This window comes from Streptomyces sp. MBT53, assembly GCF_016654115.1.
GTDB lineage: Bacteria > Actinomycetota > Actinomycetes > Streptomycetales > Streptomycetaceae > Streptomyces.
Window position 1 is genome coordinate 53,361 of record NZ_JAEQAZ010000103.1, and the last position, 26,299, is coordinate 79,659.

Here is a 26,299-nt window from a genome sequence, read left to right on the forward strand (position 1 = left end):
CCGTATGGGAACGCGCGAGGACATCGTCGAGGCCATCCAGCAGGGAGCCGAGGCCGGACGCCGCGGCGACGACGCGAGGACGTGCCCGTACCCCGGTGACTCCGTGTTGCGTACGGCATGGATCAAGGGTTACGCCCGCGAGCGCCCCGCGACGGCCGCCACCGAGTAGGACGGGCAGCAGCAGGGAGAACCCTTGCTGCTGCCCGTCATCGTTACTTCCCTCTGGGCATGTCCGCTTCCGGCTACTCGTGTGTTGAGGCGGTAGACCACTCGGCCAGCGTCCTCACCATTTCAAGCACGACCTGTTGACGTGCGGCGGAGAGAAACGGCCAAGAGATCCACGCTGGGGCGGAGAGCCCCACAATCACCAGCAGGGGAAGCGTTCGAGCCGCGACCAGCGACCACTTAGCGACGAACGCAATTGTCATGTCCACTCCGGTCAATGGCATTTTTTTTCCGGAGTGGCCGCCCCCCGCGCCGAAGTGTTCAGGCAAGCCGGGGCTGCGTCACGAGGCACTGTTACCCATCCATATCGCCCCCTAACCGCCCGTCGACGACGGGCGGTTCTTCATGCCTGCCCTCAATCACCCGCAGGAGCAGGCCCGATCACACCAGGAGTGCACCCATGACGACCCCGGCCCCGTCCTCGACCGCGCCGAGCGGACAGCCGCAGGGCGACCCCAGCGCCCCGCCGAGCGGACAGACGGCCGGCGCACCCGCGCCCGCCCCGACCGCGCCGCCGACGCCCGCCGCCGTACCGCAGCAGCAGCCCGCACCGGCACCGCAGCCAGCACCCGTCACCCCGCCCGCGCCGACCGCGCCCGCGCCGGTCCCCGCCGAGCAGCCGCAGCCCCCGCAGTCGGCACCGGTCCCGACGGCCGCCCAGGTCGCGCCAGCGGTCGAGGGCGACATCAGCCGTCTGCCGCAGTGGGCACAGCGCGCCATCACGGACAGCCAGACCGTAGCCCGCACCGCCGCCGTACAGACCGCCGTTCTCCAGGCCGCCCCCGCCGCGGGCGCCGACCCGCTCGCCCTGCTCGACTCCGTGTCCTTCCGCGCCACGGTCGAGGCGATCGATCCGAACGACACCGCCGCACTGACCGCCGCCATCACCGCCGCCATCACGGCAAACCCCCGCCTCGGCACCCCGGCCGCCGGACCGGCCCGCGGCGGCGCCGAGTTCAACGGGCCCCCGGCCGGCGACAAGCGCCCGGCCACCCTCGCCGACGCCATCGCCGCCCGGTTCAACAGCTGACCCCAGACAGGAGCAACCCCCATGCCCGTAACCCTCGACGAGGCCAAGCAGAACGCGACCGACGACGTCGACGTTCAGGTCATCGACGAGTTCCGCAAGGAATCCGTTCTACTCGACTCGCTCGTCTTCAACGACGTCGTCAACCCCGCTGGCGGGGGCGACACCCTCAGCTACTCCTACCGCCGCCTGATCACCCAACCGACAGCGGACTTCCGAAAGATCAACACCGAGTACGCGCCGAGCGAGGTCAAGACGCAGCGCTACAGCGTCGATCTCGCCGTCCTCGGCGGTAGCTTCCAGGTCGACCGCGTCGTCTCCCGTATCGGTCCGGCAGCGTCCAACGCCGTCACGCTCAACATGCAGCAGAAGATCAAGGCGACCCGGACCAAGTTCCAGGACGCCGTGATCAACGGCGACAGCGCGGAGGACGAGGACTCGTTCGACGGCCTCGACAAGGCCCTCGCCGGATCGAGCACCGAGTTCCGCCTCGCGCAGGTGACCGACTGGACCGACTTCGACACCGACCCGCGCGCCGAACAGAAGGCCCTCGACGTCCTCGACGAGTGGCTGTCCCAGCTCGACGGCGCCCCAACGCTGGTGATCGGCAACAGCACCGCCCTCGCCCGCGTGCGGGCCCTCGCGCGCCGCGCCGGGCAGTACACCCGTGACCCGGTCGACGGCCTGATCGGCAACAACGGCCGCCCGATCGTGCGCGAGAGCTACGGCGGGATCACCTTCGTCGACCCCGGCGAGAAGCCCGGCACCTCCGCCCCCATCATCCCCATCGAGAACCGCACCGTGGGCGGCACCGCCGCGACCGGCCTCACCGACCTCTACGCGGTACGGATCGGCCTCGACGGGTTCCACGCCGTGGCCACCGTGGGCGGCCAGATCGTGAACACGTGGCTCCCCGACTTCTCCAACGCCGGCGCGGTGAAGACCGGCGAGGTCGAGATGGGCCCGATCGGCGTCGTCCTCAAGGCCACCAAGGCAGCGTCCGCGTTCCGCAACATCAAGGTCAGGTGACCCATGCACAAGGTGACCACTCCCGTAGCGGAGTTCAACGGATGCATTGCGGGGGTGTGGTTCGTCGACGGCGAGGCCACCACCGACAGCGAGGGCGCCGTCGCCTACTTCCGGCGCCACGGCTACACCGTGACGCCGCTCGACGACGAGCCGGCCGACGGTGACCCGCCGGGCGATCCCGACACGACCAGCCCCGACGGCCCGCAGGCGACCAAGCCCGCGGGCCGTCCCCGTTCCAAGGAGTGACCGGTGGACCGTGTCTACGCCACCCCCGAGCAGGTGTGGACCGGCCAGCCCCCGGCGGACGCCGAGAGGCTGCTCGCGCGGGCGTCCGAGGACATCGACGACGCCCTGCTGACGGCCGTCTACCGCACCGACAGCGCGGGCATGCCGACCGATCCAAAGGTCGTGACCGCCCTCGCCGACGCTGTGCGCGACCAGATCGAGTATTGGGCCGCGACCGGCGACGACGGCACGGGCGCGGCCGGCCGGTGGGACAGCGTCTCTATCGGCCCCGTGTCCCTGTCCGGCCGCAAGGACGCTCCCGCCTCGGCGGACGACGTCGACCTCGCGCCCCGCGCGCACCGCGCCCTCACGCGCGCCGGACTGCTGCCGGGGGTGATCTGGTGAACGTTCCCGAGTGGCTGCTCGTCCACCGGATCACCATCGAGCCGTACCTCGGCACCAGCGCGTACGGGCCCAAGTACGGGCCGCCCGCCGCAGGCGTGCCCGCCCTGGTCGCCGAGGCGATCAAGCGCGTACGCGACGCGACCGGCGCCGAGGTCGTCTCGACCGCGCAGATCTACGCCGGCCCCGGCCTCAACTGCCCGACCGGATCACGGATCACGCTGCCCACCGGCCGCACCACCACTGTGATCAGCGTCGCCCACCACACCGCGCCCGGTCTGCCCGTGCCGCAGTCCACGGAGGTGATGTGCGAGTGACCCAGCGCGCCCGGATCAGATGGAACGGAAACGCCGCCCTCGCGGCGATGCGTCAAGGCGCCCTGCGCGGGGTGCGGTTGGGCGCCGAACACCTCTTGGAAGTCTCCCGACAGCAGGTGCCGATCGAGGAAGGCACGTTGGAGCGCTCCGGGGTCGTCTCCGTCGACGAGCAGTCCGTGACGGCCGCCGTCTCCTACGACACCCCGTATGCCGTACGCCAGCACGAAGAACTCAACTACCGCCACGACCAGGGCCGTACGGCGAAGTACCTGGAAGGGCCGTTGCACGAGGAGAACGGCACGATTACGGAGATCATCGCCGCTCAGGTCCGGCGGTCGCTGCGGTGAGCTTCCTTGTCGACGTCGTCGACGGCCTCGCCCGCCTGCTCGACGCCGCCGAAGTGGCCACCTACCGGCCCGATGGTGTGTATGGGGCGGGCGAGACGGCGATCACGGACACCGTGATGCCGGATGCCCCGGACCGCGCCGTCGTGCTCACCGCCTACGACACGGCCAACTCGCAGAACCTCACCGACACCACCGTGTTCGTGCAGGCCCGTACCCGCGCCGGACCCGATCCGCGCGAGGTGGCCGCCCTCGACGACGCCGTGTTCGAGGTGCTGCACAACTCCGGCCCGTTCCTGTTCGGCACGGCCCGCGTCGTGCTGATCACCCGCCAGTCCGCCGCCCCGCTGGGCGCCGACAGCCTCGGCCGGTTCGAGCGCAGCAGCAACTACGCGTTGCGCGCTCACCGGCCGCATCCCCGACTTGAGTAGGAGGACCGTCCCTTGTCCACCCCCGTACAGCCGGCGGAGACCGAGACCGCGCTCGCGCGCCGCTACCGCCTCGAACTCGACACGAGTGCGACGAGCACCCCCTCGTGGGTGATCGTGCCCGGCATCCAGGAGTTCGACCCGGCGGTCGACCCCACGCAGCAGGATTCCACCACCTACGAAGACGGTGGCTGGGCCGACAACACCGTCACCCAACTCGCGTGGTCCGTAGAACTGACGCTGCTGCACCGCTACCACCCCACCACGAAGGCGTTCAACGCGGCGCAGGAAAAGCTCAGGCTCGCGGCCGAGAGCTTCGGCAGCGGCGCGACCGTCCACGTGCGGTGGTACGACCGCGAGGCCCGCGCCGACGCGTACGAGGGCCGCGCCCTGGTCACGTGGGACCCGGACGGCGGAGCGACCGACGACCTCGACTCGGTCGGGGTCACGCTCACCGGCAAGGGCGCCAAGACCGCGATCACCAACCCGCTTGCGGGGAGTGGTTCGTAATGGCCTTTCAGGAACTCGGCAACCTGCTCGACGACTCCCTCGTACTCCCGATCAAGGGGAAGACGTACCGGATTCCCGCCCCGTCGGCGGCGACCGGTCTGCGGGTGCAGGCCATCATGCAGGCCGCCGCCACGGCCGCCGACGGCGGACAGGCCGACAAAGAGGTGTTGGCGGACGCGGCCGAGCGCGACATGTACGCCGACGTCCTCGGCACCGCGCACGCCGAGATGGTCGCCGACGGCGTCGAGTGGCCGATGCTCAAGCACGCCGCCGTGACCGCCATGGTGTGGATCATCCAGAGCAAGGACCGCGCCGAGGCGTACTGGAACACCGGCGGCGACCCTTCTCAACTGGCCCCGAACCGGCAGCAGCGCCGCAGTACATCGGGCGCGGCGAACAAGACCCGGTCTCGGGGCTCTACGAGTGGTACGAGGCCCCGCCCGGCCAACCGGCGCGGAGGAAAGGGCAGCAGCGGCGCACACCACAGGTGACGTGGGCCCAACTCCTCGACGAGTGGCCGCTCGTCGAGGCCGACCTGCACGAGGTCTACGGCATCGACGCCGGCGCACCTGGCCTGCTCGACGAGCGGTCGTGGCGATGGCTGCGCGTACGCATCTTCGGCCTGCTCTCCGCCGACTCCCGCATACAGCGTCTCTTCAACCCCCCACCGGAGCCCAAGAAGCCCCGGCGGTCGTAACACCGCGTGCCCCGCGCGGCCCCCTTGAGAGGAGGCCCGCGCATGGCACTCACTGTCGGCGAACTCGCCGCGACGATCACCGTCGACGACAGCGAGGCCGAACGCGGCCTCGACAGCTTCCAGAACCGGCTACGGGCCGCCCTCGCCCGGATCACCCAGCGCGCCCGCGCCGGGGGCGAGGACGCCGGCAGCGCGTTCGGCGACGGCCTCGACGAAGCCGCCGGCGACGGCGCCGAGCAGGCCGGCGACACCCTCACGGGCAAGCTCAAGGCGCTCGCCATGGGCGTCATCGGGGGCGCGCTCGGCGCCGCCCTCATGGCCGGCCTGTCCGAGGCCATCGGCCAAGGGCAGGTCACGGCCAAGCTCGGCGCGCAGCTCGGCGCGACGCCGGCCGAGGCGAAGCGGTACGGCGAGGTCGCCGGCGAGTTGTTCTCGGACGCCGTCACGGAAGACTTTCAGGGCGCGGCCGAGGCGATCAGGGCGACCATGGGGTCCGGCCTGCTCCCGCCGGACGCGACGAACGCGCAGATCGAATCGATCTCGACGAAGGTCGCCGACCTCTCCAGCACCTTCGACCAAGACCTCGGCGGGGTCACGAACGCGGTCTCGCAGATGCTGCGGACCGGTCTCGCTTCGTCCGCCGACGAGGCGTTCGACGTCCTCACCAAGGGATTCCAGTCGTCCGCGAATAAAGCGGATGACCTGGTCGACACGTTCAACGAATACGGGACGCAATTCCGTCAGGCGGGACTGGACGGCGCCACGGCCGTTGGCCTGATGAACCAGGCCATTCAGGCAGGCGCCAGGGATTCCGATATCGCCGCGGACGCCATCAAGGAATTCGGTCTCCGGGCCGTTAACGGCTCGGCGAGCACTGCGGCAGGTTTTCAGGCTCTCGGCCTGAATGCCGACGAAATGGCCGCCAAGTTCGGCAAGGGCGGCGCCTCGGCGACGGCCGCACTCGACACCACCCTCGACCGGCTCCGGGCGATAAATCGGCGACGGCCGCACTCGACACCACCCTCGACCGGCTCCGGGCGATAAAGGACCCGATCAAGCAGTCGCAAGCGGCGACCGCACTTTTCGGCACTCAGGCCGAGGATCTCGGAAAAGCGCTTTATGCGATGGACCCGAGTACGGCCGCTAAGGGTCTCGGCGAGGTCGGCGGAGCGGCCGACGCACTCGGCAACACTCTTCGCGATAATGCCGGGGCGCAACTGACCGCTTTCAAGAATTCGATGCAGCAGAATCTTGTCGAATTCCTCGGCGACAACGTCGTACCGGTCCTTACCACGTTCTTCGGATTCGTCGGCAAGCACCGCGCCGAGTTCACCCTAGCCGCCGTAGTCATCGGTGCGGCGTTCGCCGCGATCGGTGTCGCGGCGACGATCGCGGGCGCGGAGATGGCCGCCGCCTGGATCGCCGGCCTCGGCCCGGTCGGCTGGGTCGGAATGGCCATTGCCGCCCTGGTCGTGCTCGTCATCACGTACTGGGACGAGATCAAGGGGTGGACGCTCGCCGTCTGGGACTGGATCGTCGGGAAACTGATCTGGGCCAAGGACATGATGGTTCAGGCGTTCCTGAATTTCACCCTGATCGGTCTGCTGATCAGTCATTGGTCCTCGATCCGGGATACCGCAGTGTCGTGGTGGAACGGGATCGTGGGGTGGCTCAAGGGAGTTCCCGGGCGCCTGTACAACCTGTTCCTTAACTGGACGCTGCTCGGTCTGTTCGTCAAGAACTGGACCGCGATCAAAAACGCGACCGTCGGCAAGGCGACCGAAATGGTCGACTGGATTCGCGGACTCCCTGGGCGCCTCTCGTCCGCGCTCGGAAACAACCTGTCCGGGCTGCTCGTCGGCAAGGGCAAGAACATCGTTCAGGGCCTGTGGAACGGCATCCTTTCCATGGGCAGTTGGCTCAGAAATAAGATCACCGGTTGGGCCAAGGAAGTCATTCCGGGGCCGGTTGCAAAGGCACTCGGTATTGCGTCGCCGTCCAAGGTCATGGCGCGTGAAGTCGGCCGGTGGATTCCCGCCGGCGTCGTCGACGGCATCGAATCCGGTTCCGGCGCGGTCGACCGGGCCATGTCCAATCTTGTATCCGTGCCCACCGCCGGACAGGCAACCGCGGCGAATGTCGCCGCACAAACCGCAAGCGCCACGAGCGGCGGGGGCGGTCAGCCGGTCGTCACGTTCACCTCGGACGGCAGCAGGGTCGGCGACTTCCTGCTCTCGGTGTTCCGGGACGCGGTCAACGTCCGTGGCGGCAACGTCCAATTCGCGGTCACCGGAAGGGGTGCGTAAATGGCATTCCCCGACCAACCGCTCGGCCTCAAGGGCGAGTTGCGCATGGGCTCCGCCTGGCAGGACATCACCGGCGACCTCTACACGCGTGACCCGATCACCCACACCCGCGGGCGCCCGTACAAGTCGAACGCCGCCGATCCCGCCGCCTGCGCGGCCACCATCCGCAACCTCGACGGCACGTACACCCCCCGCAACCCCGAAGGCCGCTACCACGGCCTGTTTAACCGCAACACCCCCTTCCGCTACACGCTGCCCGGCGGCCCGCTCCACCTGGAAATGCCCGGCACGCCCGACCGCGCCACCACCCCCGATGTAGCGGCCCTCGACATCACCGGGGACCTTGACATCCGGTGGGAGGGAGAGACGAACTGGTTCTCGGCCGCCACTCAGTTCCTGATCGGCAAGTGGGGCGCGGCCGGTAACCGCTCGTTCTACCTGCTCGTGCGCGCGGGCGTGCTGTACCTGAACACCACCAGCGGCGGAACCACCGTCGACGGGGGCGGGTTCGCCGCCCTCCCCGCAGCTCTACCGCGCCATGCCGCCGTGCGCGGCACGCTCGACGTCGACAACGGGGCCGGCGGGTTCACCGTGCGCCTGTACTGGGCACCCACGCTCGCCGGCCCGTGGACGCAGTTCAGCGGCGACCTGACCAGTTCGGCCCCGGTCTCCATCTTCAGCGGCACGGCACCGTTGTCGATCGCTCCCGAGCAGACCGACGTCACCCCGCCGCGCCGCGCGGTCACCGGCACCGTCTACCGGGCCGAGGTCCGCAGCGGCATCGACGGCACACTCGTGGCCGCGCCGGACTTCACCGCGCAGCCGGCCGACACGACCGCGTTCACGGACTCGACCGGCCGCGCGTGGACGCTCGCCGCGGGCTCGGCGGTCACGGACCGCATCGTGCGGTTCGAGGGCGAGGTGCCTGAGTGGCCGCCGAAGTGGTCCACCTCGGAAAAGGACGCGTGGACGCCGATTACGGCCGCGGGCATCCTGCGCCGCCTCGGCCAGGGCACGAAGCCGCTCGCGTCCGCGCTGCGCCGCCGTATCCCCTCCTACAAGCCGCTCGCGTACTGGCCGATGGAGGAGGGCGCGAGTTCGGCTCAGGCGTCCTCGCCGGTCGCCGGCGTGGGCCCGCTGCGTCTGTCCAACGTGACGTGGGCGCAGGCCAACACCCTTGCCTCATCTGCCCCGTTGCCCGTCCTCTCTCCTACCGCCGGACAACTGCCCGTGATGATGGGGCGCGTTCCGGCGCCCTCGACGTCTCTCACGTCGTGGTCCGTGCAGTGGATGTACCGGCTTGACACGCTGCCCACCACCCGGTGGACGTTCATGCGCGTACTGAGCACCGGCGGCACCGTGCGGGAATGGCTCATCCAGTTCGGTTCGACGACCAACGGGCTCAGTAGCCGGATCATCGCCAAGGACGACGACGGCAACACCCTGTCCACGCAGGACATCGCCACCGGGGCCGACATCTTCAACCGGTGGCAGCGCGTCAACTTCACCGTCGCCCAGCAGGGCGCCAACGTGAAGTTCGGCATCGTGTGGACCGACGTCGGCGGCGACCCCGGCGGCATCTACTTCACCCTCGCCGGCACCATCGGCCGGCCGACCGCCGTCGCCTCCCCCGCCGACGGCTATGCCTCGGCTCTGAACGGTCTCGCCCTCGGTCACCTCTCGGTCTGGCCCACGGACTCAACAGCCGCCTACGTCAACGCAGTTGACGCGTGGTCCGGCGAGAGTGCCGGCGCCCGTATGCGACGCCTGGCCCAGGAAGAGGGCGTCTTGCTCACCATCGCCGGTGACCCGGACGACACGGTGCCCGTGGGCGCCCAGAGTCCGGCCCCGCTGCTCGACCTGCTGCGCGAGTGCGCCGAGGCCGACGGCGGGATCTTCGGCGAGACGATGGCCGGACGCGAACTGAAGTACCGCACCCGCGCCGCCCTCTACAACCAACAGCCGGCCCTCGTCCTCGACTATGCCGCCGGTCACCTCGCGCCGCCGTTCGAGCCGATCGAGGACGACACGGTACGCAACGAATGGGCCGTGCAGCGGAAGGGAGGTTCTACCGGTACCGCGGTCCTCGACGACGGCCCGCTGTCCGTCCAAGATCCGCCGGACGGTATCGGCCTGGTCGACGACTCCAAGACGCTGAACCTGGCCGCCGACGAGCAGACCGACCCGGTCGCGAACTGGCTTCTCCACCTCTCTACGTGGGACGAGAACCGGTATCCGTCGGTCACCCTGCTGTTGCACAAGTTCCCGGAACTCATCCCCGCGGTTCTCGCGCTCAGCGAGGGCGCCAAGATCCGCATCATCAACCTGCCCAAGCGGTTCACCGGGTCGGGTGTCGTCGAGCTGCTGGTCGACGGCTGGACGGAAACCGTCCTCCCCCGCACGTGGACCATCACGTTCACGTGCTCGCCGGCCGGCCCGTGGTCGGTGGGCGTGGTCGACGAGATCCCGCTCCGGTGGTGCGACACCAGCGGCGCCCAGCTCGCCACCGCGGCAACGGACACCGCGACCACGGTGAACGTGTTCACCACCGCCGGCCAGACCTGGACGAGCAACCCCTACGACTACCCATGGGACGTACGGGTCGGCGGGGAGGTGATGACCCTCGCCGCGCCCGGACGGCTGCTGAACACCAACCCGTTCTTCACCACCGACGCAAGCGGCTGGAGCGGGCAGGCCGCCACCGTCGGCCGCTCGACCGCGGTCCTGCACCCGCAGGCCGCCGGCTCCCTGCTGATCACCCCCGACGGGGTCGGCGCCTCCGGCGGCGCGGTCGCCGCCCGCAGCGACATTGGCGCGGTCGTGCCCGGCGCGACCTACGTTGCGTCCATGTGGGCGTACTCCCCCAAGGGGTGGAGCGATCTCCGACCGGTCATCGACTGGTACGACGCCACAAACACGTTCCTGAGCACGGGACTTGGTAGCGCAGTCGCCGTGCCCGCCGGGCAATGGACGTTCGTACAGCAGTCGTTGACGGCTCCCGCCAACGCCTCGCGGGTGAGCGTCCGCGCCCGTCACGGAGCAACCCCGGCCGCCGGCGACGTCTGGTACGTGTGGGGCGTCCGCCTCACCCAACCCAAGGCGTCATGGCTACTCGACAGCTTCGGCCGTACCGTCGCCGGGAGTTGGGGCGTGTCCGACTCGGGCCCGTCCTGGTCCACCGTCGGCGGCGGCTCGACGTCGGACTACTCGGTTGGCTCCGGCTACGGGGTGCACACTCTCTCGACGACCGAGACCTCGCGACGTACCGCGGTCACCGCGGTACACGCGGACTTCGACGTCTACGCCGACATCACCAGCTCGGCACTGGCAACGGGTGACAGCCTCTACGGCGCGGTCACGGCACGGATGCTGGACTCCTCGAACATGTACATGGTCCGGGTGCAGTTCAGCACGACCAACACGGTCGTACTGTCCCTGCGCAAGGTCGTCGCCGACGTGACCACGGAACTCGGCACCTACACCGTGCCCGTCACGCACGTTGCCGGGCAGTTCGTCAGGGTGCGGTTCCAGGGCCGCGGGACGACGCTGCGGGTAAAGGGGTGGCTCGCGTCGAGCGCGGAGCCGAGCGACTGGCGTATCGAGGTCACCGACACGGCACTGACCGCGGCGGGACAGATCGGTACCCGCTCGATCCGTACCGCCAGCAACACCAACGCGGCCACCGTGCAGATCCGGTACGACAACGTCGACGTCATCAACCCGCAGGTGTTCACGGTCGTCCGCAGTCGCAACAACATCGTCAAGGTGCAGGCCGCGGGCAGCGACGTGCGGCTCGCGTATCCCGCCATCGTCGCCCTGTAAGGAGGCATCCCCCTGTGACCCTGTGGCAGCCCGGTATGCGGATCACCGACGACCGGCTCAACGACGGCCCGCCAACTCTCACCACCGCAACGGGACTTGTGGCCGCGAGCGGGTTCACGGTCAGCGACTTCCGCGGCTACCGGACCGGTCACAACGTCGAGTTGAACATGTACCTGTTCCGGTCCGGGGCGACGATCGCCGTCTCGGGCGCCGGCAACCTCGCCGACACAGCGTGCTGCACCGTCCCGTCCGGGTGGCGGCCCACCAGCGGCACCATCAACGGCAATTGGGACGACGGCACCGCCGAGGGCGGGTTCGTGGTCGGCGTCGACGGCGTCTGCACCCTGCGCACCACCAACGGTGAGCCGATTGTCGGCGAGGCCACCACCGCCGGCAGCGGCCGGAATTTGCGCCTCCACATCACGTTCATTCAGGACTAGCCCCGCCCCTCAACTAGCCCACCCCGTACGCCCGAGCGCACCGCGCCGGGCGTTTTTTCATGCCCAGGAGGCACCCCAGATGACCAGCACCTCGCGCGGCCTCGACGTGTCCGCGTACCAGTCCGCACAGAACTGGAAGCAGCTCAAGGCCGACGGCCTCACCTTCGCGTTCGCCAAGGCGAGCGAGGGACAGAGCACACACGACCCCAAGTTCGGAACCCACATCAAGGGAATCAAGAGCGCCGGCCTGGTCGCCGGCGCGTACCACTTCGCGTGGCCCAACCAGTCCGCGGCAAAGGAGGCCGCAAACTACATCGCCGCCGTCAAGGCGTACGCCGGCGCTGGCTTCCTGCACTGGCTCGACCTGGAGCGCTACAGCGACGGCCGCAACTACAAGGGCCGCACTGCCGCGCAGATCAAGGCGTACGCCACCGCGTGGATCGCCGCCGTAGAGACGGCGTTCCCCGGGCAGCGCGTCGGCATCTACACGTCCGCCTCGGACATCGCCGCCGGGCACGTCCCGTCGGGCGTGCCCCTGTGGTACCCCGCTTACCCGTGGGGTGCCGCGACCTACGCCCGAGCAGAGGTCGCTACCCGGCCCAAGCCGTCCGGCCGCACGGTGACGATCTGGCAGTTCACGTCGACCCCGCTCGACCGGAACCTCGCCTACATGTCCCCCTCCGCGCTGCGCGAGTGGGCCAAGGGCGACACCGACGACGAAGGGCCGAAGCCGTACACCCCACCGAAGTTCCCGACCGGCCTCGCCCCGAACAAGGCCAAGCCGTCCGCCGTGACGCTTCAGCGCGCGCTCAAGGCCACCGGCTACATGTCCAAGTCCGTTGCCGAGTCGCCGAACTACGGACCCAAGACGCAGGCCGGCGTGATCGCGTTCCACAACGCGCACCCGCAGTACCGCGCCGCGGGCAAGAGGTCCGACCCCGCCATCGGCCCGAAGGGGTGGGCCGCCCTGTTCCGCCTCGCCTACGGCAAGTAGTCACCCCTGCCCGCCCCGGCACCGCGCCGGGGCGGGCCCGTATCCGCATTCCCAGAAACGAGGAGTTCCCCGATGAAGACTGCCAACAAGCGCAGCATCCGCACCGTGATTCAGGGCGTCGTCATGTTCGCCGTGGCGCTCCCCGCCATCGTGACCGCGTCCGGCATCCCCGAGTCCCTGCCGTGGGTCGTCGGCGCCCTCGCCGTCGCGGGTGGCCTCGCGCGTGTCATGGCCCTGCCCGCCGTCGAGCTGCTGCTCGACCGCGTCGGCCTCGGCCTGGTCGACGACGACCAGGGCGGTAGCGCGTGACCATGCCACCCCCGCCCGACCAGTCCGTCGCCGTCGAGCTGGAGAAACTACGCGGCACCATGGCCGAGGGATTCGCCCGCGTCGACGGCTCCCTCGCCCTGCTCGTCCAGCGCGGCGACCAGACCGACCGGCAGATCACCGACCACGACCAGCGACTCGACGCCCTCGAACGCGCCCGCTGGCCCCTGCCATCCGTCGCTGCCCTGGTTGGCGTCCTTGGCCTTGCCCTGTCCGTGTGGCAGCTCGCCACGAGGTAATCCAGTAGCCCCCACGACCGGCTCAGTGCCGGTCGCGGGGGCTACTTCTCTGTTTCCGGTGGCCGTAGAGCGTTGAAGGGGTCCTGAAGTCCAATCAGCTCTCTGAAGAGTGGGCCAGCCTGATCCAGTGCAGCAGTTATAGCTATTTCGGCAGGGTCGATGATCGCCCATTCGCATTTCCCGGAGTGCCCTCGCCATAGACAACAGGGTTCCTTATGGTCTGGCTTAGGATTGTCACAGGGCGCGAGGCAAATCAAGTGGTCGGTTATACCCAAAGCATCCCAGAAAAAGAAGACGTGTCGGTCGTCGTCGGGAACTAGGCGCAGGAACGAACCGTGCGTGTCGTGCGGTTCTTCGGACAGGTCACATCGGAAAGGAATATCCGGCCTATAACCGATATCCGTCGCGTCGAATGGCGCAATCTCCAGCGACAACATGACGAGGTTGAGGTCGATCTCTCGCCGGGACGTGCAGCGGCATAGCATCGTGTGTCTCCCGAGACATGGAGAGACCCCGGCCGCCTCCCCACGGGGGACGAGGAAGCGACCGGGGCCGTTCAGGCCCGCACTGTGGTCTAGGTCGTGTACTCCAGCTCAGTCAGAGCGGCATCCCGAAGGACGGAAGACAACTCCGCCGGGTCGAGCCCTTCCAGGTATCGGATGAGTTCCCTTCGCGCGGCATTTATCTCCCCCGCCAGTTCGGCACCATGAATTTGACCGGGCCGAATTATCCTCCGGAATACCTCACCCTCGATGGCGCCTGCTGCGAGCTTTTCAGCGAGCCAAAAAGGCGTGCGCTCCCGAATAGCAAAGGTAAGATGAATACTGTCCCCGGCCGCTCCCCTGGCATGGGGATTATGAATCCAACCCCGAGGTAGCAAGAGTGCTTGTCCGGGCCGCAGCTCGTGTGTCTGATCCGGCCCTTTCGCCTCCCACTCCTCCCGCCAGTGCTCTTGCCAGACCCGGGGCGACTCCAGATGGAGCCGCATAGGATCTTTGAATTTAGGTTCCCAGAGTTCCCAGGTCTTCGTACCGGAAATCTGCACGATGACGGCCATCTGCTGGTCCCAGTGGTGGCGAAGACCCTGCCCTCCAGGAGGGGTCAGGAACGCGTGCAGGTAGTTCGAGTACCCGGTCTCGCGCTGGATCCGGCGAGACACCCCGTTGAGGAAGGGCACGACCCTCTGAAGGTTGCCCAGGCGGATCGTGTAGCCCTGCTCGAAGTACCTGCGGAGCTTGTCCCCATCCGTTCGGCCGTTGGACATGAAACCCGCCGGGTTGATGCTCGGCCGTGGCGGGTTGGCCCCGTGATTCATCACGGCGACCTCGGCGGCCGGCACACAACCGCTGAACGCCCAGGTCTCGAAGAACCCTTCGTCAACGTGCTGGTCCAGCTCTGTTGCCTCGCGCTGGTACAAGCGCGGTTCGTCCGGCCATAACCCCAGCAGATCAGTGACTCCGTGCGCAGGCAGCAGGTAGCGCAGGGACATTGCAAGCTCCTTCAGTCATCTGGGAGGGAGCGGGCAAGCAAGGTCGGGATGGAAGTGGTTCGGGCAGCTAATAACCTGCATAGCCACCATGCTTTTGGATTGGGTGTAGTACACCCAACTCACGTCCACTCCGAGCGGTAGAACCTCGTGGGCGTAAGCAATCTTTCCGTCCAGTCCGATGTATGCCGCCCTGCCGTCTTCCCGTTCAAACGGCGGATTTTCCGAATAGTGCTTGCTCAACCACGTAACGGCATCAGCCGCGTTGGTCCAAGTGCGCTCCGCAGCGGCATGACTCCGCTTCATCAGCCAATGACCGGTCATCAAAGGCGGCACGGAACCGTTCTGGAACTCTGCAGCAGCTTCGCGGTATCGATCAAGGACCTTCAGAGCGACCTTGTCCTCGGGAGACGCCAGCACAGGAGCGCCGTTGGGGTGTGCGGGTCGACGGTTCCCCTCTTGCGCATACACCTGCGGAGCCCCGATCCACGGCCCGTAGCCGTGCCAGTGTCCGGGTGTTCCGCCAGGCCAACTCATGATCAATCTCCACAGGGGCCAGGGACCGCCCCCGGGATTCCCGGGGGCGGTCGTGATGCTGTCTGAGGGAGCCCTCAGACTAGACCGTCAACCCGCGCTGCTGGGCCCACTCGACGGCCCACGTGTCCAGCTCGGGGCCGGTGAACCGCAGGTCACCGCCGGTGGCGTCGGCCTTGTTGTCGCGGACGGCGAACGCGTCGACCGCGCCGGGGATGGCGGCGATCTCCACGCACGTCTCGTTCTCGCCGCCCAGGTTGCCGCCGCAGTAGGCCGCGAACTTGGCCCCCTCGGTCGACAGTCCGTAGAGGCTCGGCGTGTTCGAGGTGTTCGGGTTCATACTTACTCCTGGTGCATCGTTGTGCGGAGGGTCGTTCTCCGCGCCGTTGTGCACTTGCTGACCCGCCTCGGTGGCGCTCAGGCTGTCTAGGGCCGTGATCCACCGGGGCGGGGGCCTGCCCGTCCCTGCCGGAAACCAAGCGTCCGGCAGGGACGGAGAATCAAGAGGACGTTCGTCCTAGTGCAAGGGTCGCGCTCAGAACTAGCACACACGACCCGGAAACCATGAGGAATATCAGAAGCCCCGAATATCGAGACGGGCGCAATATCATCGATGCCCATCGCTTACGGGAACGGGTGCCGGAACGTGTTGTGTCGGCTCCCAAATCTGGTAATCAGCAGACGCTCGCCGATAGCGGGTATGTCGAGTCTCTTGGGTATGTCGGCGCTGCCATTCTTCGACCTCGGCCGGGCTGTGACACAGGCCGGATTCCGCGCCGCACTCCTTTTCGTCACCGAAAACACACCGAGCTTCGAACTCGGCCTCAGCTGTCTCGTCTGGACAAATGCGGTACGGAACATGCTTCACGACGGAACGAATCATCACAGACCGCCGTCATCCCGCCGTTTTTGCCCGCACACGGTTGGAGTCCATCACCTGTAGGAACCCGCCCGCGCTCTCGATCTTGCGCGCCACCTCGTCGAACTCCTGCGGGATAGGCGAGATCATCGACCGCCACGGAGTCAGCACGGCGCCGACTTCCCTGCTCTTGACGCGCTCGACGGCCTGCGCGAGTCCGGGGCGGCCATCAGGCTTGCTGAGCCCGTGCCGGTCCTCAATCTCCGCAGCGATCTCCCACCCGAAAGACTCGGCGTACTCATGCGCCTCGTCCTGCGCCCCGCGGAGGTCGGCATTCGGCGCCCCGCACAGGTAGATGACCACACGGAAGCGCTCGGCGTTCGGCGCGGTAGGCGGCACGTTGCCCGCCCCTGGCATCACGCCGGCGGCTGCGTCCGCAAGGTTCTGCCGACGCGCAAGGTCGCCGCCGGTACGTCGTGGGGGTGGCACGCCCACCCTGTTCTCACTCTCGGTACTGGCCATGTACCAATCGTGCGACGGACAAAGGCCAGAACTATCAGACATCCTTGATAGCCCTGGCCCTTGCCTGACGCTACGTCACATGCCAAGCCATGAACCGAAGTTGTTGAACGAGTCTGGCATCCTGCGCCTGGCCGCTTCCAGCCCGGCGTACGTCTCCCGCACAGTGGAGTGATACCGCGTCTGCTGCGGCGCCAGCTTTCGCGCCTTCACCAGGCTCTTGAACGCGTCATCGGTACGACCAGCCCACATCTCCGCGCGAGCAACCTCGGCGTAGTGGTGCGCGTGTCGAGACGGCGGCCACCCATCAGGCACCGTAATGCCTTCCGCGCAGCGAACGGCCTCGGGGTACAGGTCCAATTCCGCGAGCACGCTTACCCGGTGCACACCGACGTTGGTCGGGCCGAATGAAAGCCAATGAACCTTCTCCGCCGGCCCCGTCCGTTCGGCGATACGCTCGGCCTCGCCGAGGTGTCCTTCGGCGGTCTCCCGATCCTTATCGCGCCCTGCGAGGACGGCGGCGCCAAGGTGCAACTGTCCCGTCACCGCGTCGCGCACACGCCCCGGCTCCGCCTGCTCCAAGGTTGCCATACCCATGTGAACCAGCCGTTTTCCGGTGCGGTAGTCACTGGCCCGCAAGTAAGCCAGTGCCCGCAGGTACTGCCGCATCCCTCCCAACACCGGATCGGATGCGCGCTGGGCTGACCAGTCCATTCGGTCCAACGCAACCGTGCACAGATCAGGGAACCCGAGCTTCGTCGTAACGTCGTATGCGGTCCGATACAAGCTCGCGAGCAACTGCCAACTACGGTCAACCGGGTTCGTGTGGGCGGTTGTTGTGGCCTCATGAATCAGACCGGGAAGAGCGGCAGCAACCTGCTTGATGTTCGTCGCGCGAACCTCGGCACACAGCTTCTCTGCGTCCGCCTCCAGGTCCTCGACCGGGCGCGGAGAGACGTCCGGGTCGGGGCCGAGGTCATAGATGTTCAGAGCCTCGCGAATCGGGTTGATCAGCCCGTCAAGCTGGTCTTGCCGCAGTTCTTCGAGGTAGGGCTGTCCGGTCAGCTCAGTTACTGGCACCGACAGAGCACGGGCAAGAGCACCCAGCACAGAAGGGCTCGCGGGCAACGCGCCCTGTTCCACCTTGGTAATGGTGCTGTAGGAGACGTGCGATAGATCAGCCAACTCGCGCTGTGTCAGTCGGCGGATCTTGCGTGCGTGTTTGATGCGTGCGCCCGTGTGCTCGTACGTGTGCGGGGGCATACTGGTCTCCGTTCTGCATCGACACCAGAACGGTACCCCTGGTTGGTTACAGGGGGACGGCGATCGGCCCCCACCGCCCGGCAGGGGCCGACCCTATGACGGCCTCGCCGTGTCTGTTCCCCCGCGGATACGGCGAGGTTCTTTCACTGCCGACGACCCCGGCACCATAGCCACTCGGTGCCGGAGTCGCCTGTTCCTGGTGTCCTTTAGATCCACTGACGTGGAAGAACGGCAGGACCGCGAGGATGCGGTCACCGGGGCCGGTGGGGACCGCTGGCTCCAACTGGGCCAGGTTCGTGGCTATTTGACTGTGCGTCAGCATCACGCCCTTGGGGACGCCGGTCGTTCCCGAGGAGTACGGGAGGGCCGCGACGTCCTCCACGGGGTCGATGTCCACCACCGGCTCGGGGGCCGTCGAGGCGAGCATGTCGGCCAGCGAGCGGTGCCCGGGCGCGCTGTCGCAGACGAATATCTCCTCGACGCCGCCCGCGAGTTCGGACGCCCGGCGGGCCGACTCCAGAAGCGGTGACACCGTGACGATCCAACGGGCCGCCGAGTCCCGCAACTGCTTGGCGAACTCCTCCGGCGTGGCGAGCGGGTGCACCGTCGTGACGGAGGCACCCGCGCGCGTGGCGGCGTAGAAGGCCAGCGGGAAGGCGACCGTGTTCGGGCTGTGCAGCGCGAGAACGTCCCCCTTGCGCACGCCCGCCTCCGCGAGCCCGGCCGCGACACTGCGGTGGAACCGGTCCACCTGGGCGTACGTGAGGGTCGTCCCGTCCGTGCCGTCGATCAGCGCGGGCTCGTCCGCGAACTCCGCGGCCCCGGCCAACACCGCGTCGTGGATGGGGAGTTCTATGGCCGGAACGTCTGCGTACTCGCTGCGGAACATGGTTCCTCCTGGCGCGGACTGGGGCGGGCCACTGAGTGGCTAGTACGACTTGGGCAGGCCCAGGGTCTGGTGGGAGACGTAGTTGAGAATCATCTCCCGGCTCACCGGAGCAATACGAGCCACGCGCGCGGCAGTTATCAGCGAAGCGAGCCCGAACTCACGCGTGAGGCCGTTCCCGCCAAGGGTGTGCACGGACTGGTCCACGGCCCGCACGCACGCCTCCCCCGCCGCGTACTTGGCCATGTTCGCCGCCTCGCCCGCGCCGACGTCGTCGCCCGCGTCGTACAGATGCGCCGCCTTCTGCATCATCAGCCGGGCCAGTTCGAGGTCGATGTGCGCCTGGGCGAGCGGGTGCGCGATCGCCTGGTGGGCGCCGATCGGGGCGTCCCATACGGTGCGGTCGCGCGCGTACTCGATCGCCCGGGCGAGCGCGTAGCGGCCCATGCCGATCGCGAAGGCGGCCGTCATGATGCGCTCGGGGTTGAGGCCGGCGAAGAGCTGCAGCAGGCCCGCGTCCTCGTCTCCGACGAGCGCGTCGGCGGGCAGCCGTACGTCGTCGAGGGTCAGCTCGAACTGCTTCTCCGCTGCCGTGAGTTCCATGTCTATCTGGCGTCGGGTGAAGCCGTCCGCGTCGCGCGGGACGATGAACAGGCAGGGCTTGAGGCGGCCTGTTCGGGAGTCTTCGGTACGGCCGACTATGAGGGTCGCGTCCGCCAGGTCCACGCCGGAGATGAAGACCTTGCGACCGGTGAGGAGCCAGTCCGTGCCGTCCCTGCGGGCGGTGGTGGTGATGCGGTGGCTGTTGGAACCGGCGTCGGGCTCGGTGATGCCGAAGGCCATGGTGCGGGTGCCGTCCGCTAGCGCGGGCAACCAGGTCTGCTTCTGTTGCTCGGTGCCGAAACGGGCGATCACCGTGCCGCAGATCGCGGGTGACACGACCATCATCAGCAGGGGGCAGCCTGCTGCTCCCAACTCCTCCAGGACTATGGAGAGTTCGGAGATGCCGCCTCCGCCTCCGCCGTATTCCTCGGGGAGGTTGACGCCGAGGTAGCCGAGTTTGGCTGCCTCGGACCAGAGTTGTTCGCGGTCGTAGTTTCGGCCGTGGCGTTTGCCTAGGGCGGTTACAGCCGCGCGTAGGGCCTTGTGCTCGTCAGTTTCGGTCGTGGGCATGTGGCTCCTTCGTTGTGGCTGGTCGCGCAGTTCCCCGCGCCCCTTAGGTGGGTTCGACTACCGCCAATAGGGCAGCTAGCTGCACTTGTTGGCCAGGTACGGCGTGCAGGGCCGTCAGTTTGCCTGTGACCGGAGCCGTGATCTTGTGTTCCATCTTCATCGCCTCCAGCCAGATCAGGGGCTGCCCTGCGCTCACAGCGGCTCCCACGGCCAAGTCCTCCGCGACCCTCACCACCGTCCCGGGCATCGGTGCCAGCAGGGAACCCGGGGCCAGTTGGGCTGTCGGGTCGGGGAAGCGAGGCAGGGCCGTCAGGGTCGTCGCGTTCACGTACACCTGGTCGCCGTAGCGCTCCACCTCGAACTTCCGCTGTACGCCGTCCACTTCGAGTACGACCAGACCGGCATCCGCGTGGACGACTCGCACCCCCTCCGCGCTCAGGCCCTCCCTTGTGTGGCGGTAGTGGACCTCGTGTTCCTCACCCGCCATGGCGTAGCGCTTGGTCTGGGGCTGGGAGGGGAGGTTGCGCCAGGCTCCGCCGAAGCGGGAGCGGCCGTGGGTGTCGGCCAAGGCCGCCGCCAGGGGGGCCAGCGGATCCGGTGCGGGCTGGGTGAGTTCGGCGAGGTTGCGGTCGTAGAAGCCGGTGTCCATCGTGGCGGTCGTGAACTCCTTGTGGCGCAGGGAGCGTACGAGGAGGTCTCGGTTGGTGAGAGGGCCGTGGATCGTCGCCCGGTCGAGGGCTCCGGCGAGTTTGCGGAGGGCCTCCGCCCGGGTGGGGGCGTGGGCCACGACCTTGGCGAGCATCGGGTCGTAGTGGACTCCGATGTCGTCGCCGTCGGTGTAGCCGGTGTCGAGGCGGACGCCTTCCGGGACGGCTATGCGGTGCAGGGTGCCGGTTTGGGGGGTCCAGTCGGTCGCCGGGTCCTCGGCGTAGAGGCGGGCCTCGACGGCGTGGCCGTGGAGGTGGGGAGGGGCGGGCTCCAGGGGCTCACCCTCCGCGATCCGCAGTTGCAGGGCCACCAGGTCGATGCCGAACACGGCCTCCGTGACGGGGTGTTCGACCTGGAGGCGGGTGTTCATCTCGAGGAAGTGGGGCCTACCGTCGGAGGAGATGAGGAACTCGACCGTCCCTGCGCCCTCGTAGGCGACCGCGCGGGCGGCGCGGGTGGCCAACTCGTGCAGTTCCTGGGTGAGTTCATCGGTCAGGCCCGGTGCCGGGGACTCCTCGATCACCTTCTGGTGGCGGCGTTGGAGGGAGCAGTCGCGGGTGCCGAGGGCCCAGACCGTGCCGTGGGTGTCGGCCAGGATCTGTACCTCGACGTGCCGGCCGCCCTCGACGTAGGGCTCGACGAAGACCTCGCCGTCGCCGAAGGCGCTGGTGGCCTCGGCTCGGGCGGCGGTCAACTCGGCGTCGAGGTCGGCGAGTCGGCGTACGACGCGCATGCCGCGTCCGCCGCCGCCCGCCGCCGCCTTCACCAGGACGGGGAGGTCGGCCTCGGTGACCGTGCCGAGGGGCGCGATGCCCATCAGCTCCTTGGCACGGGTCTTTGACGCCATCGCCTCGATCGCCTCGGGCGGGGGTCCGATCCACACGAGGCCGGCGTCCAGGACGGCGCGGGCGAAGTCGGCGTTCTCGGAGAGAAAGCCGTAGCCGGGGTGGACCGCGTCCGCGCCCGCCGCGACGGCCGCCTTCACGATCAACTCGCCGCGCAGGTAGGTCTCTTGGGGGGTCGCACCGGGCAGCCGTACCGTCGCGTCGGCCGCGCGTGTGTGGAGCGCGTTCTCGTCGGCGTCCGAGTGCACGGCGACGGTTCGGATGCCCAGCTCACGGCAGGTGCGGAAGACCCGGCAGGCGATCTCGCCCCGGTTGGCGACCAGGACGGAAACTATGGAACCACTCACTGGGACCTCACATCCGGAAGACGCCGAAGCCACCGCGCGCGCCCTCGAAGGGCGCCGTGTGGAGGGCGGACAGGCACAGGCCGAGGACGGTGCGGGTGTCGCGCGGGTCGATGACACCGTCGTCGTACAGCCGCCCCGACAGGAACATCGGCAGGGACTCGGACTCGATCTGCTGCTCCACCATGGCGCGCAGCGCCGCGTCCGCCTCCTCGTCGTAGGGCTGCCCCTTCGCCACAGCCGACTGGCGGGCGACGATCGACAGGACGCCGGCGAGCTGCTGGGGGCCCATGACGGCGGACTTGGCGCTGGGCCAGGCGAAGAGGAAGCGGGGGTCGTAGGCGCGTCCGCACATGCCGTAGTGACCGGCGCCGTACGAGGCGCCCATGAGGACGGACAGGTGCGGTACGCGGCTGTTGCTGACGGCGTTGATCATCATCGCGCCGTGTTTGATGATGCCGCCCTGCTCGTACTCCTTGCCGACCATGTAGCCGGTGGTGTTGTGCAGGAAGAGCAGCGGGATATCACGCTGATTCGCCAACTGGATGAACTGGGCGGCCTTTTGGGACTCCTGGCTGAAGAGCACGCCCTGCGCATTGGCGAGGATGCCGACGGGATAGCCGTGCAGGGTGGCCCAACCGGTCACCAGGCTGGTGCCGTAGAGGGGCTTGAACTCGTCGAAGTCGGAGGCGTCGACGAGGCGGGCGACGACCTCGCGCGGATCGAAGGGGGTTTTGAGATCCCCCGGGACGATGCCCAGCAGCTCGTCCTCGTCGTACTTGGGGGGCTCGGCCGGGCCCGGATCGCCGTACGCCTTGCGGTGGTTGAGGCGGGCGACGACACGGCGGGCCTGTCGCAGCGCGTCCTGCTCGTTGACGGCGAAGTGGTCGGCGAGCCCCGACACGCGCGCGTGCATCTCGGCGCCGCCGAGCGACTCGTCGTCGCTTTCCTCGCCGGTCGCCATCTTCACGAGCGGCGGCCCGCCGAGGAACACCTTCGCGCGCTCCTTGACCATGATCACGTGATCGGACATGCCGGGGATGTACGCGCCGCCGGCGGTCGAGTTCCCGAAGACGACCGCGATGGTCGGGATACCGGCGGCCGAAAGGCGGGTCAGGTCGCGGAAGATGGCGCCGCCGGGGATGAAGATCTCCTTCTGGGAGGGGAGATCGGCGCCGCCGGACTCGACGAGGCTGATGCAGGGGAGCCGGTTGGCGAGCGCGATGTCGTTCGCGCGCAGCGCCTTCTTCAGGCTCCACGGATTGCTCGCACCGCCGCGCACGGTCGGGTCGTTGGCGGTGATCAGACACTCCACGCCCTCGACGACACCGATGCCGGTGACGAGCGCGGCGCCGACGGCGTAGTCACTGCCCCAGGCGGCGAGCGGCGACAGTTCGAGGAAGGGGGTGTCGGGGTCGAGCAGCAGCTCGATGCGCTCGCGGGCGAGCAACTTGCCGCGTTTACGGTGCCGTTCGACGTACTTCGGTCCGCCACCGGCGAGAGCCTTCGCGTGCTCGGCGTCCAGTTCGGTGAGCTTGGCGAGCATGGTCTCGCGGTTGGCCCGGTAGTCGGGACCGTTGATGTCCAGGGCGGACGGAAGGACGGTCACAGCAGGGCCTCCGGGATGTCCAGTCGACGGGAACGCAGCCACTCGCCCAGGGCCTTGGCCTGCGGATCGAAACGGTGCTGGGCGGCGACACCCTCGCCGAGAATGCCCTCGACGACGAAGTTGAGGGCGCGAAGGTTCGGCAGTACATGGCGGACGACCGTGAACTCCTCGGTCTCCGGCAGGAGTTGGCGGAACCGTTCGACGGTCAGCGCATGGGCGAGCCAGCGCCACGCCTCATCCGTACGCGCCCACACCCCCACGTTGGCGTTCCCTCCCTTGTCGCCGCTACGGGCCCCGGCGACCAGACCAAGGGCCGCCCGCGCCGTGGGCCCGTCCGGCGGAGGCCCGGGGAGGGCAGGCTGTGGAACGTCTTCCAGTACGAGGGTGTCGTGGGCCGGGGCGACAGCAACCCGGCGCCCGTCGTGGAGGACGGCCACATGGTCGACGGCGCCATGGGGGACATACACATCATCGAAGACGCCATAGGGCGCACCCTTTCCAGGTGGGGTCAGCACATGGAAGCCCGGGTAACTGGCCAACGCGAGCTCGACGGCAACCGCACTCAGCGCCCGCCCGACAACCTCCTGATCGGCATCCCGGACGACAAGCCGAAGCAGCGCACTGGCGGTCTCCTCGGTCGATGCGTCGGCGTGATCCGTACGGGCGAGGTCCCAACGAAGTTCACCGGGCCGGGACTTGGCCGCGTCGAACGCGAGGTCCATCTGCTCCTGGACAAGTGCGGCCTTGCGCTCGATGTCGAGCCCGGTGAGCACGAAGGTCACCTCGTTGCGGAAGCCGCCCAGCCGATTGAGACCGACCTTGAGCGTAGGCGGCGGGGCCTCCCCCCGCACCCCTTCGACCCGCACCCGGTCGGGCCCGTCCTCGCTGAGCCGAACGGTGTCGAGGCGAGCGGTGACATCGGGACCGGCGTACCGCGCGCCCTGCGTCTCGTAGAGCAGCTGCGCGGTGACGGTACCGACGTCGACGACTCCCCCCGTGCCGGGGTGCTTGGTGATGACGGACGAACCGTCCTCATGGATCTCGGCGAGCGGAAAGCCGGGGCGGCGGAGCTTCTCCGCCGTGTGCTCGGTGAAGAAGGCGTAGTTGCCGCCGGTGGCCTGGGTCCCGCACTCCAGCACATGTCCGGCGACCACGGCACCCGCGAGGCGGTCGTGGTCGCCGGCCCCCCACCCGAAGTGGGCGACGGCAGGCCCGGTGACCAGGGCCGCGTCGGTGACCCGCCCGGTGACCACGACATCGGCCCCCGCGCCGAGACAGGCCGCGATACCGAACCCGCCGAGATAGGCATGCGCGGCGAGTGACCCCGGATACAGCCCGACGAGATCGTCCCCCTCGACGTGCGCGACCCGCACGGATATCCCCAGCCGATCGGCCAACTTCCTTACGGCATCGGCGAGTCCGGCCGGATTGAGCCCACCCGCGTTGGTGACGATCCGCACCCCGCGCTCGTGAGCGAGGCCGAGGCACTCCTCCAACTGCTTCAGGAACGTGCGGGCGTACCCGGCGCTCGGGTCCTTGAGCCGGTCCCGCCCCAGGATGAGCATGGTCAGCTCGGCGAGATAGTCGCCGGTGAGGACGTCGAGCTGTCCGCCGGTGAGCATCTCGCGCAGGGCGTCGAAACGGTCGCCGTAGAAGCCGGAGGCGTTGCCTATTCGGAGGGGCGTGGGGTGGGGATTCATTGGTCGGCCCCCTTCGACTTCGGCTGTCGCCCGGGGCCGGGTGGTCCCGCGAAGGCCTGGGCGATGTCGAGCCATCGATCCGCGTCGGGTCCTACGGCCTCCACCGCGAGGTCGGCGCGGTGGGCTCGCTGGGTGACGAGAAGACAGAAGTCGAGGGCGGGACCGGTGACGCGCTGCGGGGCGTCGTCGGGACCGTAGGTCCACAATTTGTTGGAGGGAGCGACGAGTTCGACCCGAAACTCCTCGCTCGGCGGCCTCAGTCCATGCACACCGAAGGCGAAGTCACGCGCCCGTACACCGATGCGCACCACATGCCGGAGTCGGTCCGTGGGTGTCCTGACCACACCTGCCGCGTCCGCCACATCCTGGCCGTGGGCCCAGGTCTCCATGAGCCGGCCGGTGGCCATGGAGGCGGCGGACATGGGTGGGCCGTACCAGGGGAAGCGAGTCTTTGTGGGTGCGGCGTACAGGGCGGCCAGCAGGGCCGTCCGTCCTGCCCGCCAGTCGGCGAGAAGCTGCGCGGGCGGCTTTGCGGCGCCCTCCTCCGCTCCCTGATCCACGAACGACTCGGGAGCGGCGAGCGCCTTCTCGACCAGCGCGCCGAACGCGTCCTCGTCCGTCACGGCGAGCAGAGCGGAGTGGTCGGTCCAGGCCAGGTGGGCGATCTGGTGGGCGACGGTCCAGCGGGCGGCGGGAGTCGCGAGCGCCCAGCCCTCCGGGCTCAACTCGGCTACCAGCCGGTCGAGTTCCTCGCTCTCCTCACGCAGGTCGTCGAACACGTGCGTCGGATCGGACATGGGGGGAGCATGGCAGGGGCGGTAGAAACAATCAAGCGTGCTTGCATTATTTGGGTGGGGTGGTGCTTGTGGGGGTTGCGAAGGTGCTGTTGGGCCACTCGCTTCTTGTCAGTGTCGGGCCGGAACGGACCAAGTAAAGGGCGCTCCGCTGCGCTACGCGTCGGCTCCGCCGATGACCCTCCGGGTCACCCTTGACTAGGTCCGCCCCAACCCGTCTTAACCCGGTTTAGAAGCGAGCGACCCG

General features: G+C 68.4%; 28 protein-coding genes and 1 pseudogene. 18 read left to right on the forward strand and 11 right to left on the reverse strand.

Features of this window, described 5'->3' with window-relative positions:
- Positions 1–4 precede the first annotated feature (4 nt).
- The 18 genes from JHN45_RS31405 (at position 5) to JHN45_RS31485 (ending at position 13,332) form a co-directional block, all read left to right on the forward strand.
- On the forward strand, positions 5–169 hold the full coding sequence (locus tag JHN45_RS31405) for an Rmf/CrpP fold protein (protein WP_201052054.1): 165 nt from the start codon (positions 5–7) through the stop codon (positions 167–169).
- A gap of 456 nt (positions 170–625) precedes the next feature.
- The gene (locus tag JHN45_RS54150; RefSeq protein WP_201052056.1) at positions 626–1,255 is read left to right on the forward strand and encodes a hypothetical protein; all 630 of its coding nucleotides are present in this window, start codon (positions 626–628) and stop codon (positions 1,253–1,255) included.
- Positions 1,256–1,276: 21 nt separating this feature from the next.
- Entirely contained in the window at positions 1,277–2,281 is a 1,005-nt protein-coding gene (locus tag JHN45_RS54155; RefSeq protein ID WP_201052058.1) for a major capsid protein, read from the forward strand.
- 3 nt (positions 2,282–2,284) lie between these two features.
- Complete coding sequence (locus tag JHN45_RS31420; RefSeq protein ID WP_201052065.1) at positions 2,285–2,527, forward strand: hypothetical protein; 243 nt, start codon at positions 2,285–2,287, stop codon at positions 2,525–2,527.
- Between the two features lie 3 nt (positions 2,528–2,530).
- Positions 2,531–2,911 (forward strand): hypothetical protein, encoded by a 381-nt coding sequence (locus JHN45_RS31425; protein WP_201052067.1) that lies wholly within the window; start codon positions 2,531–2,533, stop codon positions 2,909–2,911.
- A complete protein-coding gene (locus JHN45_RS31430; RefSeq protein ID WP_201052069.1) occupies positions 2,908–3,225 on the forward strand; it encodes a hypothetical protein in 318 nt (105 codons plus the stop codon). Before JHN45_RS31425 ends, JHN45_RS31430 begins: the two co-directional genes overlap by 4 nt.
- Positions 3,222–3,572 carry a hypothetical protein gene (locus JHN45_RS31435; RefSeq protein ID WP_201052071.1) on the forward strand — a complete coding sequence of 117 codons (351 nt, stop codon included), beginning with the start codon at positions 3,222–3,224 and terminating at the stop codon, positions 3,570–3,572. Before JHN45_RS31430 ends, JHN45_RS31435 begins: the two co-directional genes overlap by 4 nt.
- Positions 3,569–4,000: a minor capsid protein gene (locus JHN45_RS31440; RefSeq protein WP_201052073.1), complete on the forward strand. Its 432-nt coding sequence runs from the start codon at positions 3,569–3,571 to the stop codon at positions 3,998–4,000. Before JHN45_RS31435 ends, JHN45_RS31440 begins: the two co-directional genes overlap by 4 nt.
- 12 nt (positions 4,001–4,012) lie before the next feature.
- Entirely contained in the window at positions 4,013–4,507 is a 495-nt protein-coding gene (locus JHN45_RS31445) for a phage tail tube protein (protein ID WP_201052075.1), read from the forward strand.
- On the forward strand, positions 4,507–4,998 hold the full coding sequence (locus tag JHN45_RS31450) for a hypothetical protein (protein ID WP_201052077.1): 492 nt from the start codon (positions 4,507–4,509) through the stop codon (positions 4,996–4,998). Before JHN45_RS31445 ends, JHN45_RS31450 begins: the two co-directional genes overlap by 1 nt.
- Positions 4,995–5,204, forward strand: a complete 210-nt coding sequence (locus tag JHN45_RS31455; RefSeq protein ID WP_201052078.1) for a hypothetical protein — start codon at positions 4,995–4,997, stop codon at positions 5,202–5,204. Before JHN45_RS31450 ends, JHN45_RS31455 begins: the two co-directional genes overlap by 4 nt.
- 42 nt (positions 5,205–5,246) lie before the next feature.
- A complete protein-coding gene (locus tag JHN45_RS53305; RefSeq protein ID WP_236584309.1) occupies positions 5,247–6,248 on the forward strand; it encodes a phage tail tape measure protein in 1,002 nt (333 codons plus the stop codon).
- An 80-nt stretch (positions 6,249–6,328) separates the two neighbouring features.
- Positions 6,329–7,510, forward strand: a complete 1,182-nt coding sequence (locus tag JHN45_RS53310; RefSeq protein ID WP_236584310.1) for a hypothetical protein — start codon at positions 6,329–6,331, stop codon at positions 7,508–7,510.
- Positions 7,511–11,332, forward strand: a complete 3,822-nt coding sequence (locus JHN45_RS31465) for a hypothetical protein (RefSeq protein WP_201052080.1) — start codon at positions 7,511–7,513, stop codon at positions 11,330–11,332.
- A 14-nt stretch (positions 11,333–11,346) separates the two neighbouring features.
- On the forward strand, positions 11,347–11,772 hold the full coding sequence (locus tag JHN45_RS31470) for a hypothetical protein (RefSeq protein ID WP_201052082.1): 426 nt from the start codon (positions 11,347–11,349) through the stop codon (positions 11,770–11,772).
- A 79-nt stretch (positions 11,773–11,851) separates the two neighbouring features.
- Complete coding sequence (locus tag JHN45_RS31475; protein ID WP_201052084.1) at positions 11,852–12,766, forward strand: glycoside hydrolase family 25 protein; 915 nt, start codon at positions 11,852–11,854, stop codon at positions 12,764–12,766.
- A gap of 72 nt (positions 12,767–12,838) precedes the next feature.
- The gene (locus JHN45_RS31480) at positions 12,839–13,075 is read left to right on the forward strand and encodes a hypothetical protein (RefSeq protein WP_201050119.1); all 237 of its coding nucleotides are present in this window, start codon (positions 12,839–12,841) and stop codon (positions 13,073–13,075) included.
- Positions 13,072–13,332: a hypothetical protein gene (locus JHN45_RS31485; RefSeq protein ID WP_374195651.1), complete on the forward strand. Its 261-nt coding sequence runs from the start codon at positions 13,072–13,074 to the stop codon at positions 13,330–13,332. Before JHN45_RS31480 ends, JHN45_RS31485 begins: the two co-directional genes overlap by 4 nt.
- A 574-nt stretch (positions 13,333–13,906) precedes the next feature.
- Here JHN45_RS31485 and JHN45_RS31490 read toward each other — a convergent pair.
- The 11 genes and pseudogenes from JHN45_RS31490 to JHN45_RS31540 all read right to left on the reverse strand — a co-directional run bounded on the left by JHN45_RS31490 (position 13,907) and on the right by JHN45_RS31540 (position 26,055).
- Positions 13,907–14,821, reverse strand: coding sequence for a cupin domain-containing protein (locus JHN45_RS31490; protein ID WP_236584311.1), 915 nt, complete (start codon positions 14,819–14,821; stop codon positions 13,907–13,909).
- A gap of 15 nt (positions 14,822–14,836) precedes the next feature.
- On the reverse strand, positions 14,837–15,238 hold the full coding sequence (locus tag JHN45_RS53315) for a hypothetical protein (RefSeq protein WP_307783242.1): 402 nt from the start codon (positions 15,236–15,238) through the stop codon (positions 14,837–14,839).
- Positions 15,239–15,434: 196 nt separating this feature from the next.
- Positions 15,435–15,692, reverse strand: coding sequence for a DUF397 domain-containing protein (locus JHN45_RS31500; protein ID WP_201052088.1), 258 nt, complete (start codon positions 15,690–15,692; stop codon positions 15,435–15,437).
- 555 nt (positions 15,693–16,247) lie between these two features.
- Positions 16,248–16,733, reverse strand: coding sequence for a recombinase family protein (locus tag JHN45_RS31505; RefSeq protein ID WP_201052095.1), 486 nt, complete (start codon positions 16,731–16,733; stop codon positions 16,248–16,250).
- Between the two features lie 75 nt (positions 16,734–16,808).
- Positions 16,809–17,993 (reverse strand): helix-turn-helix domain-containing protein, encoded by a 1,185-nt coding sequence (locus JHN45_RS31510; protein WP_201052096.1) that lies wholly within the window; start codon positions 17,991–17,993, stop codon positions 16,809–16,811.
- 151 nt (positions 17,994–18,144) lie between these two features.
- A pseudogene (locus JHN45_RS31515) lies at positions 18,145–18,882 on the reverse strand (AMP-binding protein); the annotation flags it as partial.
- A 39-nt stretch (positions 18,883–18,921) separates the two neighbouring features.
- Positions 18,922–20,052, reverse strand: coding sequence for an acyl-CoA dehydrogenase family protein (locus tag JHN45_RS31520; RefSeq protein ID WP_201052098.1), 1,131 nt, complete (start codon positions 20,050–20,052; stop codon positions 18,922–18,924).
- Positions 20,053–20,095: 43 nt separating this feature from the next.
- Positions 20,096–21,952: a biotin carboxylase N-terminal domain-containing protein gene (locus tag JHN45_RS31525; protein WP_201052100.1), complete on the reverse strand. Its 1,857-nt coding sequence runs from the start codon at positions 21,950–21,952 to the stop codon at positions 20,096–20,098.
- A 7-nt stretch (positions 21,953–21,959) separates the two neighbouring features.
- The gene (locus JHN45_RS31530; RefSeq protein ID WP_201052102.1) at positions 21,960–23,558 is read right to left on the reverse strand and encodes an acyl-CoA carboxylase subunit beta; all 1,599 of its coding nucleotides are present in this window, start codon (positions 23,556–23,558) and stop codon (positions 21,960–21,962) included.
- Positions 23,555–25,258, reverse strand: a complete 1,704-nt coding sequence (locus JHN45_RS31535; protein ID WP_201052104.1) for an acyclic terpene utilization AtuA family protein — start codon at positions 25,256–25,258, stop codon at positions 23,555–23,557. The genes JHN45_RS31530 and JHN45_RS31535 overlap by 4 nt, the downstream gene beginning before the upstream one ends.
- Positions 25,255–26,055, reverse strand: coding sequence for a TIGR03084 family metal-binding protein (locus tag JHN45_RS31540; protein ID WP_201052106.1), 801 nt, complete (start codon positions 26,053–26,055; stop codon positions 25,255–25,257). The genes JHN45_RS31535 and JHN45_RS31540 overlap by 4 nt, the downstream gene beginning before the upstream one ends.
- Between the last annotated feature and the right edge of the window lie 244 nt (positions 26,056–26,299).

Coding starts and splice junctions, on each gene's coding strand:
- JHN45_RS31405 (WP_201052054.1), top strand. CDS start 5: ATGGGAACGCGCGAGGACATCGTCGAGGCCATCCAGCAGGGAGCCGAG.
- JHN45_RS54150 (WP_201052056.1), top strand. CDS start 626: ATGACGACCCCGGCCCCGTCCTCGACCGCGCCGAGCGGACAGCCGCAG.
- JHN45_RS54155 (WP_201052058.1), top strand. CDS start 1,277: ATGCCCGTAACCCTCGACGAGGCCAAGCAGAACGCGACCGACGACGTC.
- JHN45_RS31420 (WP_201052065.1), top strand. CDS start 2,285: ATGCACAAGGTGACCACTCCCGTAGCGGAGTTCAACGGATGCATTGCG.
- JHN45_RS31450 (WP_201052077.1), top strand. CDS start 4,507: ATGGCCTTTCAGGAACTCGGCAACCTGCTCGACGACTCCCTCGTACTC.
- JHN45_RS53305 (WP_236584309.1), top strand. CDS start 5,247: ATGGCACTCACTGTCGGCGAACTCGCCGCGACGATCACCGTCGACGAC.
- JHN45_RS53310 (WP_236584310.1), top strand. CDS start 6,329: ATGGACCCGAGTACGGCCGCTAAGGGTCTCGGCGAGGTCGGCGGAGCG.
- JHN45_RS31465 (WP_201052080.1), top strand. CDS start 7,511: ATGGCATTCCCCGACCAACCGCTCGGCCTCAAGGGCGAGTTGCGCATG.
- JHN45_RS31475 (WP_201052084.1), top strand. CDS start 11,852: ATGACCAGCACCTCGCGCGGCCTCGACGTGTCCGCGTACCAGTCCGCA.
- JHN45_RS31480 (WP_201050119.1), top strand. CDS start 12,839: ATGAAGACTGCCAACAAGCGCAGCATCCGCACCGTGATTCAGGGCGTC.
- JHN45_RS31490 (WP_236584311.1), bottom strand. CDS start 14,821: ATGTCCCTGCGCTACCTGCTGCCTGCGCACGGAGTCACTGATCTGCTG.
- JHN45_RS31500 (WP_201052088.1), bottom strand. CDS start 15,692: ATGAACCCGAACACCTCGAACACGCCGAGCCTCTACGGACTGTCGACC.
- JHN45_RS31505 (WP_201052095.1), bottom strand. CDS start 16,733: ATGGCCAGTACCGAGAGTGAGAACAGGGTGGGCGTGCCACCCCCACGA.
- JHN45_RS31510 (WP_201052096.1), bottom strand. CDS start 17,993: ATGCCCCCGCACACGTACGAGCACACGGGCGCACGCATCAAACACGCA.
- JHN45_RS31520 (WP_201052098.1), bottom strand. CDS start 20,052: ATGCCCACGACCGAAACTGACGAGCACAAGGCCCTACGCGCGGCTGTA.
- JHN45_RS31535 (WP_201052104.1), bottom strand. CDS start 25,258: ATGAATCCCCACCCCACGCCCCTCCGAATAGGCAACGCCTCCGGCTTC.
- JHN45_RS31540 (WP_201052106.1), bottom strand. CDS start 26,055: ATGTCCGATCCGACGCACGTGTTCGACGACCTGCGTGAGGAGAGCGAG.